The organism is Streptomyces luteireticuli (genome assembly GCF_041519305.1).
Taxonomy (GTDB): Bacteria; Actinomycetota; Actinomycetes; order Streptomycetales; family Streptomycetaceae; genus Streptomyces; species Streptomyces luteireticuli.
In genome coordinates this window covers 1,211,784-1,228,239 of the sequence record NZ_CP167927.1, presented here as the reverse complement: position 1 = coordinate 1,228,239, position 16,456 = coordinate 1,211,784, and the positions used below count along the sequence as shown (strand labels likewise).

3 protein-coding genes and 2 pseudogenes are annotated in these 16,456 nt (G+C 73.8%); 3 read left to right on the top strand and 2 right to left on the bottom strand.

The features are described from left to right. Positions 1 to 89: 89 nt before the first annotated feature. The 3 genes and pseudogenes from AB8735_RS05180 to AB8735_RS05170 all read left to right on the top strand — a co-directional run. Positions 90 to 6,596, top strand: a pseudogene (locus AB8735_RS05180) (SDR family NAD(P)-dependent oxidoreductase); the annotation flags it as partial. Positions 6,597 to 6,614: 18 nt separating this feature from the next. Further along, positions 6,615 to 13,301 (top strand): annotated as a pseudogene (locus AB8735_RS05175) (type I polyketide synthase); the annotation flags it as partial. Between the two features lie 61 nt (positions 13,302 to 13,362). Then, positions 13,363 to 14,043, top strand: a complete 681-nt coding sequence (locus tag AB8735_RS05170; protein WP_372405648.1) for a class I SAM-dependent methyltransferase — start codon at positions 13,363 to 13,365, stop codon at positions 14,041 to 14,043. A gap of 322 nt (positions 14,044 to 14,365) precedes the next feature. Here the strand turns inward: AB8735_RS05170 and AB8735_RS05165 are convergent, their stop codons facing one another. Together AB8735_RS05165 and tgmB are read right to left on the bottom strand one after the other, a co-directional pair. Beyond that, positions 14,366 to 15,481, bottom strand: coding sequence for a methyltransferase domain-containing protein (locus tag AB8735_RS05165; protein WP_372405647.1), 1,116 nt, complete (start codon positions 15,479 to 15,481; stop codon positions 14,366 to 14,368). Further along, positions 15,478 to 16,449: an ATP-grasp ribosomal peptide maturase gene (tgmB, locus tag AB8735_RS05160; RefSeq protein ID WP_372405646.1), complete on the bottom strand. Its 972-nt coding sequence runs from the start codon at positions 16,447 to 16,449 to the stop codon at positions 15,478 to 15,480. Before tgmB ends, AB8735_RS05165 begins: the two co-directional genes overlap by 4 nt. Between the last annotated feature and the right edge of the window lie 7 nt (positions 16,450 to 16,456).

The following is a 16,456-nucleotide window of genomic DNA, read 5'->3' as shown; positions in this document are numbered from 1 at the left end:
CCGGCCTCCGGGGCCCGCCGTCGGCGGCGGGCCCCGGAGGCCCCGAATCTCCTTCGCCTGAATCTGCTTCGAAGGGCAGCACGTTCGACATGACCAACGACGCCAAGACGCTGGAATACCTCAAGCGCCTCACCGCCGAGCTGTTGGAGACCCGTGAGCGCCTGCGCACCGCGGAGGCGGCGGACCGGGAGCCGGTCGCGGTGGTGTCCATGGGATGTCGCTATCCGGGCGGGGTGTCCTCGCCGGAGGACCTGTGGCGGCTGGTGGCGGACGGGACCGACGCGATCGCGCCGTTCCCGGCCGACCGCGGCTGGGACGCCGAGGACCTCTTCGACCCGGACCCCGACCGGCCCGGCCGGACGTACGCCCTCGAAGGCGGATTCGTCGACGGCGCCGCGGAGTTCGACGCCGACCTCTTCGGGATCAGCCCGCGCGAGGCCGGTGCGATGGACCCCCAGCAGCGGCTGCTGCTGGAGACCGCGTGGGAGACCTTCGAGCGGGCCGGGACCGACCCCGCCTCCCTGCGCGGCCGGCCCGTCGGGGTCTTCGTCGGCTCCCTCTTCGTGGCCGGCGGCAACGGGGCCGGCGTGGCCGAGGGCGCCGAGGGCTACCACATGACCGGCAACGCGGCGAGCGTGCTGTCCGGGCGCCTGGCCTACGCGTTCGGCCTCGAAGGCCCCGCGGTCACTGTGGACACGGCCTGTTCGGCGTCCCTGGTGGCGGTGCACCAGGCCGTCCAGGCGCTGCGCTCCGGCGAGTGCTCCCTGGCGCTGGCCGGCGGGTCCACGGTCATGACGACGCCGGGCGTCTTCACCGAGTTCAGCCGGCAGCGCGGACTGGCGCCCGACGGGCGGTGCAAGGCGTTCGCGGCGGGGGCGGACGGGACCGGGTTCGGCGAGGGCGTCGGCCTGGTGCTGCTGGAGAAGCTGTCGGACGCGCGGCGCAACGGGCACCCGGTGCTGGCCGTCATCCGCGGCTCCGCCGTCAACCAGGACGGCGCCTCCAACGGGCTGACCGCCCCCAACGGCCCGTCCCAACAGCGCGTCATCCGGGCCGCGTTGGCCGCCGCCGGCCTGTCGGCGGACGAGGTCGACGCCGTGGAGGCGCACGGCACGGGCACCGGGCTGGGCGACCCGGTCGAGGCCCAGGCGCTGCTGGCCACCTACGGCCGGGGCCGGCCGGCGGACCGGCCGCTGTGGCTGGGGTCGGTCAAGTCGAACCTGGGACACACCCAGGGCGCGGCGGGCGTCGCCGGACTCATCAAGATGGTCATGGCGGTGCGGCACGGAGTGCTCCCGATGACCCTGCACGTCGACGAGCCCTCCGCGCACGTGGACTGGGACTCCGGCGCGGTCCGGCTGCTGACCGGCAACCACGACTGGCCGGAGAACGGCCGCCCGCGCCGGGCCGGCGTCTCCTCGTTCGGCATCAGCGGGACCAACGCCCACCTGATCCTCGAACAGGCCCCCGAGGAAGGGGAGTCGGAGCCGGAATCCGACGGCGCGACGCCCGCCCGCATCCCGTGGGTGCTCGCCGCCCGCGGCGAACAGGCCCTGCGGGCCCAGGCGGAGCGGCTGCTGGCCGCCGTCCAGGACCGGCCGGAGCTGCGGCCGGTGGACGTCGGCCGGTCGCTGGCGACCTCCCGCGCGGCCCTCGACCAGCGGGCCGTGGTGTGGGCGGACGGCCGGGACGGCCTCCTCGAAGGTCTCGCCGCGCTGGCCGCGGACCGCCCCGCCCCGGGCCTCGTCCAGGGCTCGGTGACCGACGGCCGCCTGGCCTTCCTCTTCTCCGGCCAGGGCGCCCAACGCCCCGGCATGGGACGGGAGCTGGCCGAGGCGTTCCCGGTGTTCGCCGCGAAGCTCGACGAGGTCTGCGGCCATCTGGACCGGCATCTGGACCGTCCGCTGCGGGAGCTCCTGTTCGCCGACGGGGGAACGCCCGAGGCCGCGCTGCTGGAGCAGACCGCCTGGACCCAGACCGCTCTCTTCGCCCACGAGGTGGCGCTCCACCACCTGCTCACCCACTGGGGGATCACCCCGGACCTGCTGCTCGGCCACTCCATCGGCGAGCTGACCGCCGCGCACCTCGCCGGTGTCCTGTCGCTGGAGGACGCCTGCGCCCTCGTCGCCGCCCGTGGCCGGCTGATGCAGCAACTGCCCGGTGCCGGCGCCATGGTCTCGGTGCAGGCGACCGAGGCGGAGGTGCTGCCGTGGGTCGCGGAGCACGCGGACGAGCTGTCCGTCGCCGCGGTCAACGGGCCGCGTTCCGTGGTGGTGTCGGGCGCCGAGCCCGCCGTGCTGGAGTTCGCCGAGCACTGGAAGAAGGAGGGGCGGAAGGCCAAACGGCTCCGGGTGAGCCACGGCTTCCACTCCCCGCAGATGGACGGCATGCTGGGCGAGTTCCGCCGCGTCGCGGAGAAGCTGGCCTTCCACCCGCCCCGGATCCCCGTCGTCTCGAACGTCACCGGTGGGATCGCCACCGCGGAGCAGCTGTGCTCGCCGGAGTACTGGGTCCGCCACGTCCGCGAAGCGGTGCGGTTCCACGACGGGGTGCGCCGGCTGGTGGCGGAGGGCGCCTCGGTGCTCCTGGAGGTCGGCCCCTCCGGGGTGCTGACGGCCATGGCCCAGGAGTGCCTCGCGGACGAACCGGGCGTGGTGGCGGCCGCGGTGTCGCGCAGCGGCCGCCCCGAGGCCGACGCCGCGCTCGCGGCCGTGGCCGGGGCGTACGTCCACGGCGTCCGCGTCGACTGGGACCGCTTCTTCGCGGACACCGGCGCCCGCAGGATCGACCTGCCCACCTACGCCTTCCAGCGCCGCACCTTCCCCTGGGCCCAGGCGGCGCCGGACGCCGACGTGACCGCCGCCGGTCTCGCCGGGCTCGGACACCCGCTGCTGGGCGCCTCGTTGGACCTCGCGGACTCCCAGGGCATCGCCCTCAGCGGCCGGCTGTCGCGGCGGACCGCGTCCTGGCTGGCCGACCACGTCGTTCTCGGCTCCCCGCTCGTCCCGGGCACCGCCGTCGTCGAGATGGCCGTCCGCGCCGGTGCCGAGACCGGCTGCGGGCGTCTCGCCGAGCTGACCCAGGAGGCCCCGCTGGCCGTGCCCGAACAGGGCGCCGTGCACCTCCAGGTGCGGGTCGGGCCGGCGGGGGAGCAGGGCGACCGCCCGGTCGGCGTGTACTCCCGGCCCGAGTACGCGGAGGCGGACGAGCCCTGGGCGTGCCACGCCCGCGGCGTCCTCGCCCCCGGTCCCGCGCCCGTACCGGCCGCCCCCGGCGGGGCCTGGCCGCCCCCCGGCGCCGAACCGGTGCCGCTCGAAGGGTTCTACGAGCGCCTGGAGGCCGAGGGCTTCGCCTACGGCCCCGCCTTCCGCGGACTGACCCGGGCCTGGCGGCTCGGCGACGAGATCCACGCGGAGATCGCCCTCCCCGAAGGGGCGCGGTCCGGCGCCGACCGCTACGGCGTCCACCCGGCCCTCCTCGACGCCGCGCTGCACACCGCCCTCCTCGACGCGGACGTGGCCGACACCTCGCAGGTGCGCATCCCGTTCGCCTGGCACGAGGTGTCCTTCCACGGCGGTAGCGCCCCGGTGCTGCGCGCCCGGCTGACCCCCGCCGGGACGGACACGGTGTCCCTCGCCCTGTGGGACGAGCACGGCACCCCGGTGGCGTCCGTCGGATCGCTGGTGAGCCGCCCGGTCTCCGCCCGGCAGCTGAGGGCCACCCGCACCCACGACACCCTGTTCCGCCTCGACTGGGAGCAGACCGCGATCACGGCGTCCGCCGCGCGCTGCGTCGTCCTGGGCGACGACGCCCTCGCTGCCGAACTGTCGGTGCCGGGCTTCGCGGACCTCGGCGCGCTCGGTGCCGCGATCGACGCCGGTGAGCCCGTGCCGGACCTGGTGCTCCACCCCTGCCACGGCGACGACGCCGAGGACCGGGCGGGTGCCGCCCGTGCCCTGACCGCGCGCGTGCTGGAACTGCTCCAACGCTGGCTGTCCGACGGCCGGTTGGGCAGCACCCGGCTGGCCCTGGTCACCCGGGGCGCCGTGTCCGTCGCCGACCGGGAACAGATCACCGACCTGCCCGCCGCTGCGGTCTGGGGGCTGCTGCGCTCCGCGCAGGCGGAGCACCCGGGACGGTTCGTCCTCGCCGACATCGACGGGACCGACGGATCGACGGCGGCCCTCCCCGGGATCCTGGCCGGGGCCGCCTCGGGCGAAGAGGCCCAACTCGCCCTGCGGGAAGGGGCGGTGCTGGTGCCGAAGCTGGCCCGCGGCATCCCGGCGGGCAGCCTCGTGGTGCCGCCGGGGACACGGGAGTGGCATCTCGGACTGACCGGCGGGGGCACGGTCGACGACCTGGCCCTCACCCCGTACCCCGAGGCCGCCGGCCCGCTGGCGCCGGGACAGGTCCGCGTCGCGGTGCGCGCGGCCGGGCTGAACTTCCGCGACGTCGTCATGGCCCTGGGCATGGTGCCCGACCAGCGGGCGCTGGGCGGCGAAATCGCGGGCGTGGTCACCGAGGTGGGCCCGGACGTCACCGGACTCGCCCCGGGCGACCGGGTGTTCGGCATCGCGGACGGCTGCATCGGACCGGTCGCGGTCGTCGACCACCGCCTGATCGCCCGGATCCCCGAGGACTGGTCCTTCCCGCAGGCCGCGTCCGTCCCCGTCACCTTCCTCACCGCCTACTACGGCCTGGTGGACCTGGCCGGTGTCCGGCCGGGGGACCGCGTGCTGGTGCACGCGGCGGCGGGCGGCGTCGGCATGGCCGCCGTCCAGCTCGCCCGGCACCTGGGCGCCGAGGTGTTCGCCACGGCCGGCCCCGCCAAGTGGGACGCCGTGCGCGCGCTGGGTGTCGACGACGCGCACCTCGCCTCCTCGCGCACCGGCGAGTTCGAGACCCGCTTCGCCGCCGGCGGCGGCCGGGGCATCGACGTCGTCCTCAACTCCCTGGCCGGGGAGATGGCGGACGCCTCGCTGCGGCTGGTGCGGCCCGGCGGCCGGTTCATCGAGATGGGCAAGACCGACATCCGGGACGCCGACGAGGTCGCGGCCGCCTACGAGGGCGTCGTGTACCGCGCGTTCGACCTGATGGACGGCGGGGCCGAGCGCATCGCCGGGATGTTCGCCGAGCTCCTCGCGCTCTTCGAGGGCGGGAAGCTCCAGCTGGTCCCGGTGACCACCTGGGACGTCCGCCAGGCCCCCGAGGCCTTCCGCTACTTCGCCCAGGCGCGCCACGTCGGCAAGATCGTCCTCACGGTGCCGCCCGCCTGGGACCCGGACGGGACCGTCCTGGTGACCGGCGCCTCCGGAGGCGTCGCCGCGCATCTGGTCCGGCACCTGGTCCGCACCCAGGGGGCGCGGCACCTGCTGCTGGCCAGCCGCCGCGGGCCCGACGCCGAGGGCATGGACGAACTCGTCGCCGAGCTGCGGGAGTCGGGCGCCCGGACGGTCCGGGTCGTGGCCTGCGACTGCACCGACCGGGCCGCGGTGGCCGATCTGCTGGCCTCCGTCCCGGACGGCCACCCGCTGACCGCCGTGGTGCACACCGTGGGCGTGCTGGACGACGGACTCCTGGAGACGATGACGCCCGGACGGATCGACGGGGTCTTCCGGCCCAAGGCCGACGGCGCGTGGCACCTCCACGAGCTGACCCGCCACCTGGACCTCGCCGCGTTCGCCGTCTGCTCCTCCGTCGCCGGCACCCTCGGCGCCGCGGCCCAGGCCAACTACGCGGCCGCCAACGCCTTCCTCGACGGCCTGGCCGCCCACCGCCGCGACCACGGCCTGCCCGCGACCTCCCTCGCCTGGGGCATGTGGGCCGGCACCGGAGGCATGGCGGCCAACCTCTCCCAGGCCGACCTGGACCGGATGAGGCGCTCCGGCATCACCGGCCTCTCCACCGAGGACGGGCTCGCCCTCTTCGACGTGGCCCTCGCCGCCGCCCGCCCGGTGTGGCTGCCGGTGCGGCTCGACGCGAAGGCCCTGCGCACCGCCGCCGAGGGCGGGTCCCTCCCGGCCCCGCTGCGCGGCCTGGTCCATGTCCCCGCCGCGGAGAGCGGACCGCTCCCGGCCGCGGACGCCCTGCGGGGACGCCTGGCGGCGCTCGCGCCCGAGGAGCGCCACGAGGCCGTCCTGGACCTGGTCCGCAGCCAGGTCGCGGTCGTCCTCGGCCACGGCGCACCGGACGGCATCGACCCCCAACGCGCCTTCAAGGACCTCGGGTTCGACTCGCTCACCGCCGTGGAACTGCGCAACCGCCTGAACGCGGCGGCCGGACTGACCCTGCCCGCCACGCTGGTGTTCGACCATCCGACACCGGCCGCCCTGACCGGCCACGTCGAGAGCGTGCTCCTGGCCGGACTGGGCTCGCCGGCCGACCCCCTCCTCGCCCGCCTCGACGACTGGGCCGCGGGACTCGCCGCGACCGCGCTCGACGACGACGGACGCGAACAGGTGGCGGCCCGGCTCCGCGAACTCGCCCGGCAGTGGGGCGGGCAGGACGAGGAGGCGACCTCGGTCGCCGACGAGCTCGACGAGGCGACGGACGACGAAGTCATCGACTTCATCAGCAATGAACTCGGCATCTCCTGACCCCGTGTCGCATCCCGGATGCGAGGGGACAACGGTGACTTCGACACGAGGTGGCAACTGATGGCTACGGACGACAAGATCCGCTACTTCCTCAAGAAAGTGACGGCCGACCTCCACGAGACGCGCGGCCGGCTGAAGGAGCTGGAGGAGGCGGCCGCGGAGCCGGTCGCGGTGGTGGCGATGGGCTGCCGCTTCCCCGGCGACGTCCGCTCCCCGGAGGACCTGTGGCGCCTGGTCGTCACCGGACAGGACGCGGTGACGCCCTTCCCCGCCGACCGCGGCTGGGACCTGGACAACCTCTACGACCCGGACCCGGACGTGCCCGGCCGGACCTATGCGCAGGAGGGCGGCTTCCTCGCCGACGTCGCCTCCTTCGACGCGGGCCTGTTCGGGGTCAGCCCGCGCGAGGCGCTGGCCCTGGACCCGCAGCAGCGCCTGCTGCTGGAGGTGTCCTGGGAGACCTTCGAACGCGCCGGCATCACCCCCGCCTCCCTGCGCGGCAGCAGCACCGGCGTCTTCGTCGGCACCAGCAGCCAGGAGTACGCCTACCTGGTCCGGGAGGCCCGGGAGAACCTGGAGGGCTACTCGACGGGCTTCCTCGCCTGTGTGCTCTCCGGCCGCATCGCCTACACCTTCGGCCTCGAAGGACCGGCGGTCACCGTGGACACGGGCTGCTCCGCGTCCCTGGTGGCCATGCACCAGGCCGTCCAGGCGCTGCGCTCCGGCGAGTGCGGCATGGCCCTGGCCGGCGGGGCGGCCGTCATGGCGACGCCCGGCATGTTCACCGAGTTCAGCCGGCAGCGCGGGATGGCCGCGGACGGCCGGTGCAAGGCGTTCTCCGCGTCCGCCGACGGCACGGGCTGGGGCGAGGGCGTCGGCATGGTGCTGCTGGAGCGGCTCTCGGACGCGCGGAAGAACGGGCACCCGGTGCTGGCCGTCATCCGCGGCTCCGCCGTCAACCAGGACGGCGCCTCCAACGGGCTGACCGCCCCCAACGGCCCGTCCCAACAGCGCGTCATCCGGGCCGCGTTGGCCAACGCGCGGCTCGCCCCGTCCGACGTGGACGCCGTCGAGGCGCACGGCACGGGCACCTCGCTCGGCGACCCCATCGAGGCCCAGGCGCTGCTGGCGACCTACGGCCAGGAGCGGGCCGACGGGGAACCGCTGTGGCTGGGCTCGCTGAAGTCCAACATCGGCCACACCCAGGCCGCCGCCGGCGTCGGCGGCGTCATCAAGACGGTCATGGCGCTGCGCAAGGGCGTCCTGCCGCCCACCCTGCACGCCGGTGAGCGGACCCCGCACGTCGACTGGGACTCGGGCGCGGTCGAGCTGCTGACCGAGGCCCGTGACTGGCCCCGGACCGGCCGCCCCCGCCGGGCCGGCGTCTCGTCCTTCGGGATCAGCGGCACCAACGCCCATCTGATCCTGGAGCAGGCCGAGGAGACGCCCGCCCCCGCCGTCGAGGACCCGGCCGGCGAGCCGCCGCGCGCCGACGCCCCGTGGCCCTGGGTGATCTCCGCCCGCAGCGCCCGCGGGCTCCGGGAGCAGGCGGCCCGGCTGCGCGACCACACCTTCGACCACCCGGAGCTCTCCCCGGCCGACGTCGGCCACTCCCTGCTGGCGTCCCGGACCCTCTTCGACCACCGCGCCGTCGTCCTCGGCGCGGACCACGACGACTACTTCACCGGCCTCGCCGCCCTGGCCGAGGGCCGGAGCGCCCCCGGCGCGGTCGAGGGCGTCGCGGCGGACGCGGGCCGGCCCGTGTTCGTCTTCCCCGGCCAGGGCGCCCAATGGGCGGGCATGGCAGCGGAGTTGTACCGCGACTCGGCCGTCTTCCGCGACAAGCTCCACGAGTGCGCCGCGGCCGTGGAGGCCCACGCCGACTTCTCGCTCGTGGACGTCGTGTGCGGCGCCGAAGGAGCCGCGTCGCTGGAGCGCGTGGACGTGGTCCAGCCCGCGCTGTGGGCCATGATGGTCTCGCTCGCCGCACTGTGGCGCTCCTACGGCGTCGAACCCGGCGCCGTGGTGGGCCACTCCCAGGGCGAGATCGCCGCCGCCTGCGTCGCGGGCGCGCTCTCCCTGGAGGACGGCGCCCGGATCGTCGCCCTGCGCTCCCGCCTCGTCGCCGAACGCCTCTCCGGGCAGGGCGGCATGGCCTTCCTCGCCGAACCCGCCGACCGGGCCCGGGAACGCCTCGCGCAGTGGGGCGAGCGCCTGTCCGTCGCGGCCGTCAACAGCCCCTCCTCCGTGGTGGTCTCGGGCGAACCGGGGGCACTGGACGAGCTGCTGGCCGCCGCCGAGGAGGACGGCGTCCGGGCCATCCGTGTGGCGGTCGACTACGCCTCCCACTCGGCCCAGGTCGCCTCCCTGGAGGCCGAACTCGCGCCGCTGCTCGCCGGGATCACCCCCCGGACGGCCAGGATCCCGTTCTTCTCCACCGTCACCGGCGCCCTCGTCGACACCTCCGGCCTCGACCCCGCCTACTGGTTCCGCAATCTGCGGCAGACCGTCCGCTTCGACCCCGCCGTCCGCGCGCTCGTCGCGGCCGGGCACCGCACGTACATCGAGATGAGCCCGCACCCGGTCATCGCGGTGTCGGTCGAGGAGGTCCTGGACGACACCGCCACGGACGGCGTCGTCCTGGCCTCCCTGCGCCGCAACGAAGGACACCTCCAGCGCTTTCTGACCTCCGTCGCCGAGGCCCACGTCCGCGGCGTCCCGGTGGACTGGTCGGCCCATGTCGGGCCGCGGCGGCGCGTGGTGGACCTGCCGACCCACGCCTTCCAGCGCCGCCGGTACTGGCTGGACGCGGCGCCCGCCGCTTCCGCCGCCTCCGCCGCTTCCGCACGTGAACTCGCCGCCTCCGCACGGGAGGAGACGGAGGCCGACAGCGCGTCCACCGGCTTCCGGCGGCGCCTGGCAGACCTCCCCGCCGCCGAGCGGGAACGCCTGGTGCTGGAGACGGTCTGCGAGCACGCCGCCGCCGTCCTCAACCTGGCCTCCGCCGCGGACGTCGACATCGCCAAGCCCTTCACCGACCTCGGGTTCGTCTCGATGACGGCCATGGAGCTGCGCAACCGCCTCGACACCGCGACCGGCGTCCGCCTCTCCCCGGCGGCCGCCTTCGACCACCCGACCCCCGAGAAGCTCTCCGCCCACCTGCTGGCCCACTTCACGGACACCGACGACCGCCCCGCGGAACCCGCGCGGACCGTGCCCGTCGCCGACGAGCCGATCGCCATCGTCGCCATGGGCTGCCGCTACCCGGGCGACGTGGCCTCCCCCGAGCAGCTGTGGGACCTCGTCGCCTCGGGGCGGGACGCCACCTCGTCCATGCCGCGCAACCGCGGCTGGGACATCGAGGGCCTCTACGACCCGGAGCCCGGCCGGCTCGGCCGGACGTACGTCAACCGCGGCGGCTTCCTGCGCGACGCCGACCGGTTCGACCCCCTCCTCTTCGGCATCAGCCCGCGCGAGGCCCTCGCCATGGACCCGCAGCAGCGCCACCTCCTCGAAGTGGCGTGGGAGGTCTTCGAACGGGCGCGGTTGTCGCCCGAGTCCGTACGGGGCAGCCGCACCGGCGTGTTCGTCGGCATCGCCGGCCAGGACTACCTGCCGCTGATGAAGACCGCCCCCGAGGAGGACGGCGCCGGCCACCTGATGACCGGCACCTCCACCAGCGTCGCCTCCGGCCGCATCGCCTACACCTTCGGCCTCGAAGGCCCGGCCGTCACCGTCGACACCGCCTGCTCCTCCTCCCTCGTCGCCCTCCACCTGGCCATCCAGTCACTGCGCCAGGGCGACTGCACGGCCGCCCTGGTGGCCGGGGCCAATGTGCTCTCCACCCCGGGCGCGTTCGTGGAGTTCAGCCAGGCCGGCGGACTGGCACCCGACGGACGCTGCAAGGCGTTCGCCGCCTCCGCCGACGGCACCGGCTGGGGCGAGGGCGTCGGCGCGATCCTCGTCGAACCCCTCTCGGAGGCCCGCCGCCACGGCCACCCCGTCCTCGCCCTCATCCGCGGCACCGCCACCAACCAGGACGGCGCGAGCAACGGCCTCTCCGCGCCCAACGGGACCGCCCAGCGCCGCGTGATCCGCCAGGCGCTGGCCAACGCCGGTCTCACCGGCCGGGACGTGGACGCCGTCGAGGCCCACGGCACCGGCACCACCCTCGGCGACCCCATCGAGGCGGAGGCCCTGCTGGCCACCTACGGCCAGGACCGCCCGGCCCACGCGCCCCTGTGGCTGGGCTCGTTGAAGTCCAACGTCGGCCACACCGCCGCCGCGGCCGGTGTCGGCGGCATCATCAAGATGGTCATGGCCCTGCGCGAGGGCGTCCTGCCGCCCACCCTCCACGTCGACGAACCGACGCCGCACGTGGACTGGTCCTCGGGCGGCGTGGAACTGCTCACCGAGGCCCGGCAGTGGCCCGACACGGGGCGCGCGCGGCGGGCCGGCGTCTCGGCCTTCGGCATCAGCGGCACCAACGCGCACGTGGTCCTGGAACAGGCCCCGGACGACGAGGCCCCGGCGGACGGGCCGACCGGAGGCGCCTCCCTGCCCACCGTCCCCTGGGTCCTCTCCGGCCGCACGGAACAGGCCCTGCGCGACCAGGCCGACCGCCTGCGCCGCTTCGTCGAGGACCGTCCGGCCCTCGAACCGGCCGACGTGGCCCGCTCGCTGGCGGCCACCAGGACCGGACTCGACCACCGCGCCGTGATCCTCGGCCGCGACCGGGACGAGGCCCTGGCGGCACTGTCCCTGCTGGCGGAGGAGGGCGAGGCAGCCAACCTGGTGCGGGGCACGGCCCGTTCACGGGGCACGGTCGCGTTCTCCTTCCCCTCCTTCCTTGACGGGACCGGCACCGGCATCGGACGCCGGCTGTACCCCCGGATCCCGGCCTTCGCCGAGGCCGTGAACGAGGTCGCCGCCGCGTTCGCCACCCACCTCGGCCGCCCGCTGGGCGAGATCCTGGAGCCGGGCGACGACCCGCTCCTCCTGCGGGCCGCACGCTTCACCGAAGGCGTGGCGCTGTTCCGGCTGCTGGAGCACTGGGGCGTCACCCCCGCCTTCGTCCACGGCCGCGCCGACGGCGAGCCGGCCGCCGCGCACTGCGCGGGCGCGCTGTCCCTGGCCGACGCGGTGACGCTCGTCGCCGACCCGGAAACCGACATCACCACGCTGACGGTCCGGGCACCGGCCGTCCCCCTCCTCTCCGACCGGACCGGCCGCCCCGTCACCCGGGAGGAACTCCGCTCCCCGGAGCACTGGGCCCGCCCGGAGCAGGAGGACGGCCTGCAATGGCTCGCCTCCGAGGGCGTGCGCGACATCCTGCTGATCGGCCCGGCGCAGCACGGGACTTCCGACGCCGCCGCCCTGCTGCCCACCGACGACGAGTCCGCCCTCTTCGCCTCACTGGCCCGCCTGCACGTCGGGGGAGCAGCGGTGAACTGGGCGAGGATGCTCGCCGACTCCGGTGCGCGGCTGGTGGAACTGCCCACGTACGCCTTCCAGCACGAGCGGTACTGGCCCGAGCTGGCGGGGGTCTCGGCCCGTCCCCAGGACGACGGCCGTCCGGGTCCCGGAGGCACCGGGCGGGGCCGGGAGCTCCGCGAGCGCCTGGCCGCGGCGGCCGGGGACGAACGGACGGAGATCGTCGCCGGACTCGTCCGCGAGCACGTCGCCAAGGTGCTCCGCCTGTCCGACGCCGCGTCCGTCGACGACGCGACGCCCCTCCCCGAGCTGGGCTTCGACTCGCTGACCGCGGTGGACCTGCGCAACCGGCTCGGGGCCGACACCGGCCTCCGCCTCCCCCCGTCCCTCGTCTTCCAGTACCCGACGGTCGCCGACCTGACCCGGCACCTGACCGAACAGTGGACGGCGACGGGCACGGCCACCGAGGAACCCGCTGCCGTTGCCGCCCCCTCCACCCTGGCCCCGCTCTTCGCCCGCGCCGGCGAGCTGGGCCGCGGCGAGGACTTCCAGGAACTGGTGCACCGCATAGCGGAGTTCCGGCCCACCTTCGACACCCCGGAGGAGCGGTTCCGCGTCCCGCACGTCCGCCTCGCGCGCGGCACCGACAGCGCGAAGCTGATCTGCTTCCCGACGTTCGCCGGCGGCTCGGGGGCCCACCAGTACGCGCGCCTGGCCGCCGCGTCCGGCGGCGAACGCGACATCTGGGTCCTCCCGGCCCCCGGCTTCACCTGGCAGGAACAACTCCCCGCCTCCGTCGATGCGTTGGCCCGCCTCCAGGCGGACAGCGTCGAGGCGTGCGCGGACGGCGGCCCGGCCGTCCTGGTCGGCTACTCGGCGGGCGGCTGGATCGCCCACGCCACCGCGGCCGTCCTCCGGGAACGCGGCGCGGCCCCCGCCGCCGTCGTCCTCCTGGACAGCCACCGCCCGGACAGCGCGATGCTCCCGCACCTCCACGCCCACATCGACGGCGCCCGCGAGGACGTCCTCTGGACCGCAGGGACCGGCGACGACGCGTACCTCACCGCCATGGCCCACTACGCCCGCCTCTTCCACTCCTGGACCCCGGAGGACACGGACGTCCCCACCCTCCTGGTCCGCGCCGGTGAGCCGCCCTTCGACGGGGCGCCGGACGACTGGCGGCCGCAGTGGCCCCTCCCGCACACCGCCGTCGACACGGAAGGCACCCACTTCTCCCTCATTCGCGAGCACGGCGGCCCCGCGCTCCGCTCGATACACACCTGGCTCGACGGCCTCCTCCGAGGAACGACGTCCCGAACACGACAGGAATGAAATGACCACCATCAGCAACGCAGGCATCGACCAGAGCGTCATCGACGGCCAGGCCGGCTACACCAAGTCGTTCCTCAACATCTACGACTTCGCGGTGTTCAAGGGAACCGCCCCCCTCGCCTGGCACTGCTCGCCCGACACGTCCCGGCAGATGTACGACACCTGCCTCGGGGCCAACCACGTCGAGATCGGCGTCGGCACCGGCTACCTCCTCGACAACGCCACCTTCCCGGTCGCGGCCCCCAGGATCACCCTCGTCGACCTCAACCCCAACTCCCTGGCCCACACGGCCCACCGCCTGCGCCGCTACGACGTGACCACGGTCCGCGCCAACGTCCTGGAGCCCCTCCCGCTCGAGGAGCGCACCTACGACTCGGTCGGCATGAGCTACCTCCTCCACTGCGTCCCCGGCAGCATCAAGGAGAAGGGCATCGCCCTCAAGCATGCCGCGGCCGTGGTCCGCCCCGGCGGCGTCGTCTTCGGCGCCACCGTCCTCTCCTCCGGCGTCCCCGTCAGCGCCCGCGGCCGCTGGACCATGAACTACCTCAACAAGCGCGGCGACTTCCACAACCAGGACGACAACTACGAGGACCTCCGCGACCAACTCACCCAGCACTTCGACCGCTTCCAGCTGACGTCCCGCGGCTGCGTGGGCATCTGGCGCGCCTGGACGGCGGGCTGAGGCAGGCGGGGCGGGGGAGCGGCGCGGCCGGGGGCTGCGCCGCTCTCTTGCGGTTGCTGCGTGTGCGGCGGCTGTGGGTGCAGACGCGAGCGGCCAGGCGAGATGTGGACTTCCGCATCACTGGGGGAGAGGAACAGGCTCTCCCGAAGATCGTCAGGCGCCTCGACGCCGGGAACGCACCCATGGTGCCTGAGACGTCTGACGGCCTGGGGCGCGACGCCGTCAGGGACGACATCGAGTCGTTGAAAAACCTTCGCTTCGGGCGGCGAGGGATCGATCAAGGGTGAAGCCCCGGCGACGGCCAGGGCTTCACCGCTCTCTCCTACGCCTTGCGGCTTTCCGCTCCTCGGATTGCCGGAGCGGGGTTGTCCGGGCTGTCGAGCCAGATGGTTTGACCGGTCGGAGTGACGGTGACTCCGAACCTGCCCCGCTGGGGCATCCCGTGCGAGACGTACCAGGCGTGGGCGTTTTCCACGACATCCCACAGCCGCGTGGGTCCGGACTGCTTCACTCGACCCTCTGATGCATGGGCCCACGAGCCGTCACGTGACCAGAGGCGATGCCCTGTCAGGCTGCCGTTGCCGTCTTGTTCCGAGGCTCCAATCACATCAGGGAGCGCCACCGACAGGAGGAACTGAACGCCCTCGTCGGTCAGAAGCGCTGGATCGATCTGCGTCGCTCTTTCCTGGGGTGCGGAAGGGGTACCCGGGTAGGGAACCCCGCCGCTGCTCCCCTCTTCCCGGACGCTCATGAAGCATGACCCTCCGGGGAGGAACCTGCCCGATGCTGTGCCGTCCCGCTGCACGGTCAATCGGGCATTGCCCCATCCCAGCGGACAGACCAGGATGCCGTCAGGCCGCATCTGTTGAACCCATGCGTAGGGGAGGGTGCTGAAGCCACACGTAGCGATGAGGCGGTCGTACGGTGCGCCGGCTGTATGGCCTTGTCGCCCATCACCGGCATGGACCGTGGGCTTGTACCCGCATTGCGCAAGTCGTTCCTGGGCGGCTTGCGCAAGGTTCGTATCCACTTCGACGGTGACCACGTTCTTGCTGCCCACTCGTGCGCTCAGCAGCGCGGCGTTGTATCCGGTGCCCGTCGCGATCTCGCACACCCTGTGATCCTCGGTAACGTCCAGGGCCTCAAGCATCTGGAGCATGAGCCCGGGTTCGCTGGATGACGACGTGGGTGTGCCGTCCGTGACTTGCGTGGTCAGGGCGCGATTCGAGTACACGGCATCGAGGTACTCCGGGTGGCGCGGAGTGACCTCCTCCCAGTCCGCTCCGACCTGCCGGTAGAACAGGGGCACGAAGGGATGGCGGGGAACGTCTTCGACCACCCGGCGCCAGGCATCGGACTGGATGTCTCCCTGATCTGTGAGCTGTTGGGCCAGCGCGGCACGCAGAGCCCTTGTCGCGCCGGTGTCGAGGAGAGTCAAGCGAGCGCTCCTTGGAGAAGAGAGGCGTGGGCCTCGGCGATGGGCAGGGAGGTGGCCTTGGCGATGAACTGCCATTGGCCTGCGGGGTTGCACTCGAAGAACACCCATCTCCTGTCCGGGGTCACGGCGAAGTCGAAGGCGCCGAAATTGAGCCCGTAGTGGCGCATGAAGCGTCGAACGCCCTCGGCCACGCGGTTGGGGATGACCGTGGGCGCGTACTCCAAGGCGTCGTAGTCGCTTCGCCAATCGACCCGGGCTTGATCGCTGCCGGCGTGGATCGCCACCGGGAACATCTCCTCGCCTACAACGGTGAGGCGGACCTCATAGGCTTTCGGGATCCACTCCTGGAAGTAGTGAGCGGTCAGGGTGACCGACTCATCCAGGTCGGAGAGGGAAACGAGCCGCGTCGGCAGCATGGCGGGCGCGGAGTCCGGCAGGGTGATGGAGGCAGCGGCAATCGGCTTGCACACCATGGGAGCCCCCAGTCCTGCGCCCCAAGTGCGTGCCTGATCAGGGTCGTTCGTGACCAATGATCGAGGCACTTCGAGGCCGGATGCCGTGGCGGTGACCAGCTGTCCGGGCTTGTGGGCGCTTGCGCGGTATACGTCCGGGTGATGCATCCATGTGACCGGTAGGGATGTCAGGATCTGCACCATGCCGACCAGCGCTTGTGAGACTGCCCAGTCGGCGTATGCGGGGTCCACGCGCGGTGACAGCATCGGAAGTCCGGGCCGTCTGTAGTAGACGGCCCGGACTTCTTCGAGTTGCACCGCGCGCCGGTCGGTCCTCAAACTACCGCTCCACCCCGGGGTGTTCCCCCGGTGCTCGGCGGAGAGGACGAGCGATTGCGGGAATTCGGTCATGTCGAACCGGAGTACCGGGACCTTGCGCTCGGTCAATGCGTGAACCACGAGGTCCGCGGTGGCGTCGAGTCGCTCGGCGATGACCAGTACCTGTTTGCGCGGCACAGCGGGT

What these genes read in the sequence shown, in the direction of transcription:
- AB8735_RS05170 (WP_372405648.1), top strand. Translation starts at nt 13,363, where the DNA reads ATGACCACCATCAGCAACGCAGGCATCGACCAGAGCGTCATCGACGGC.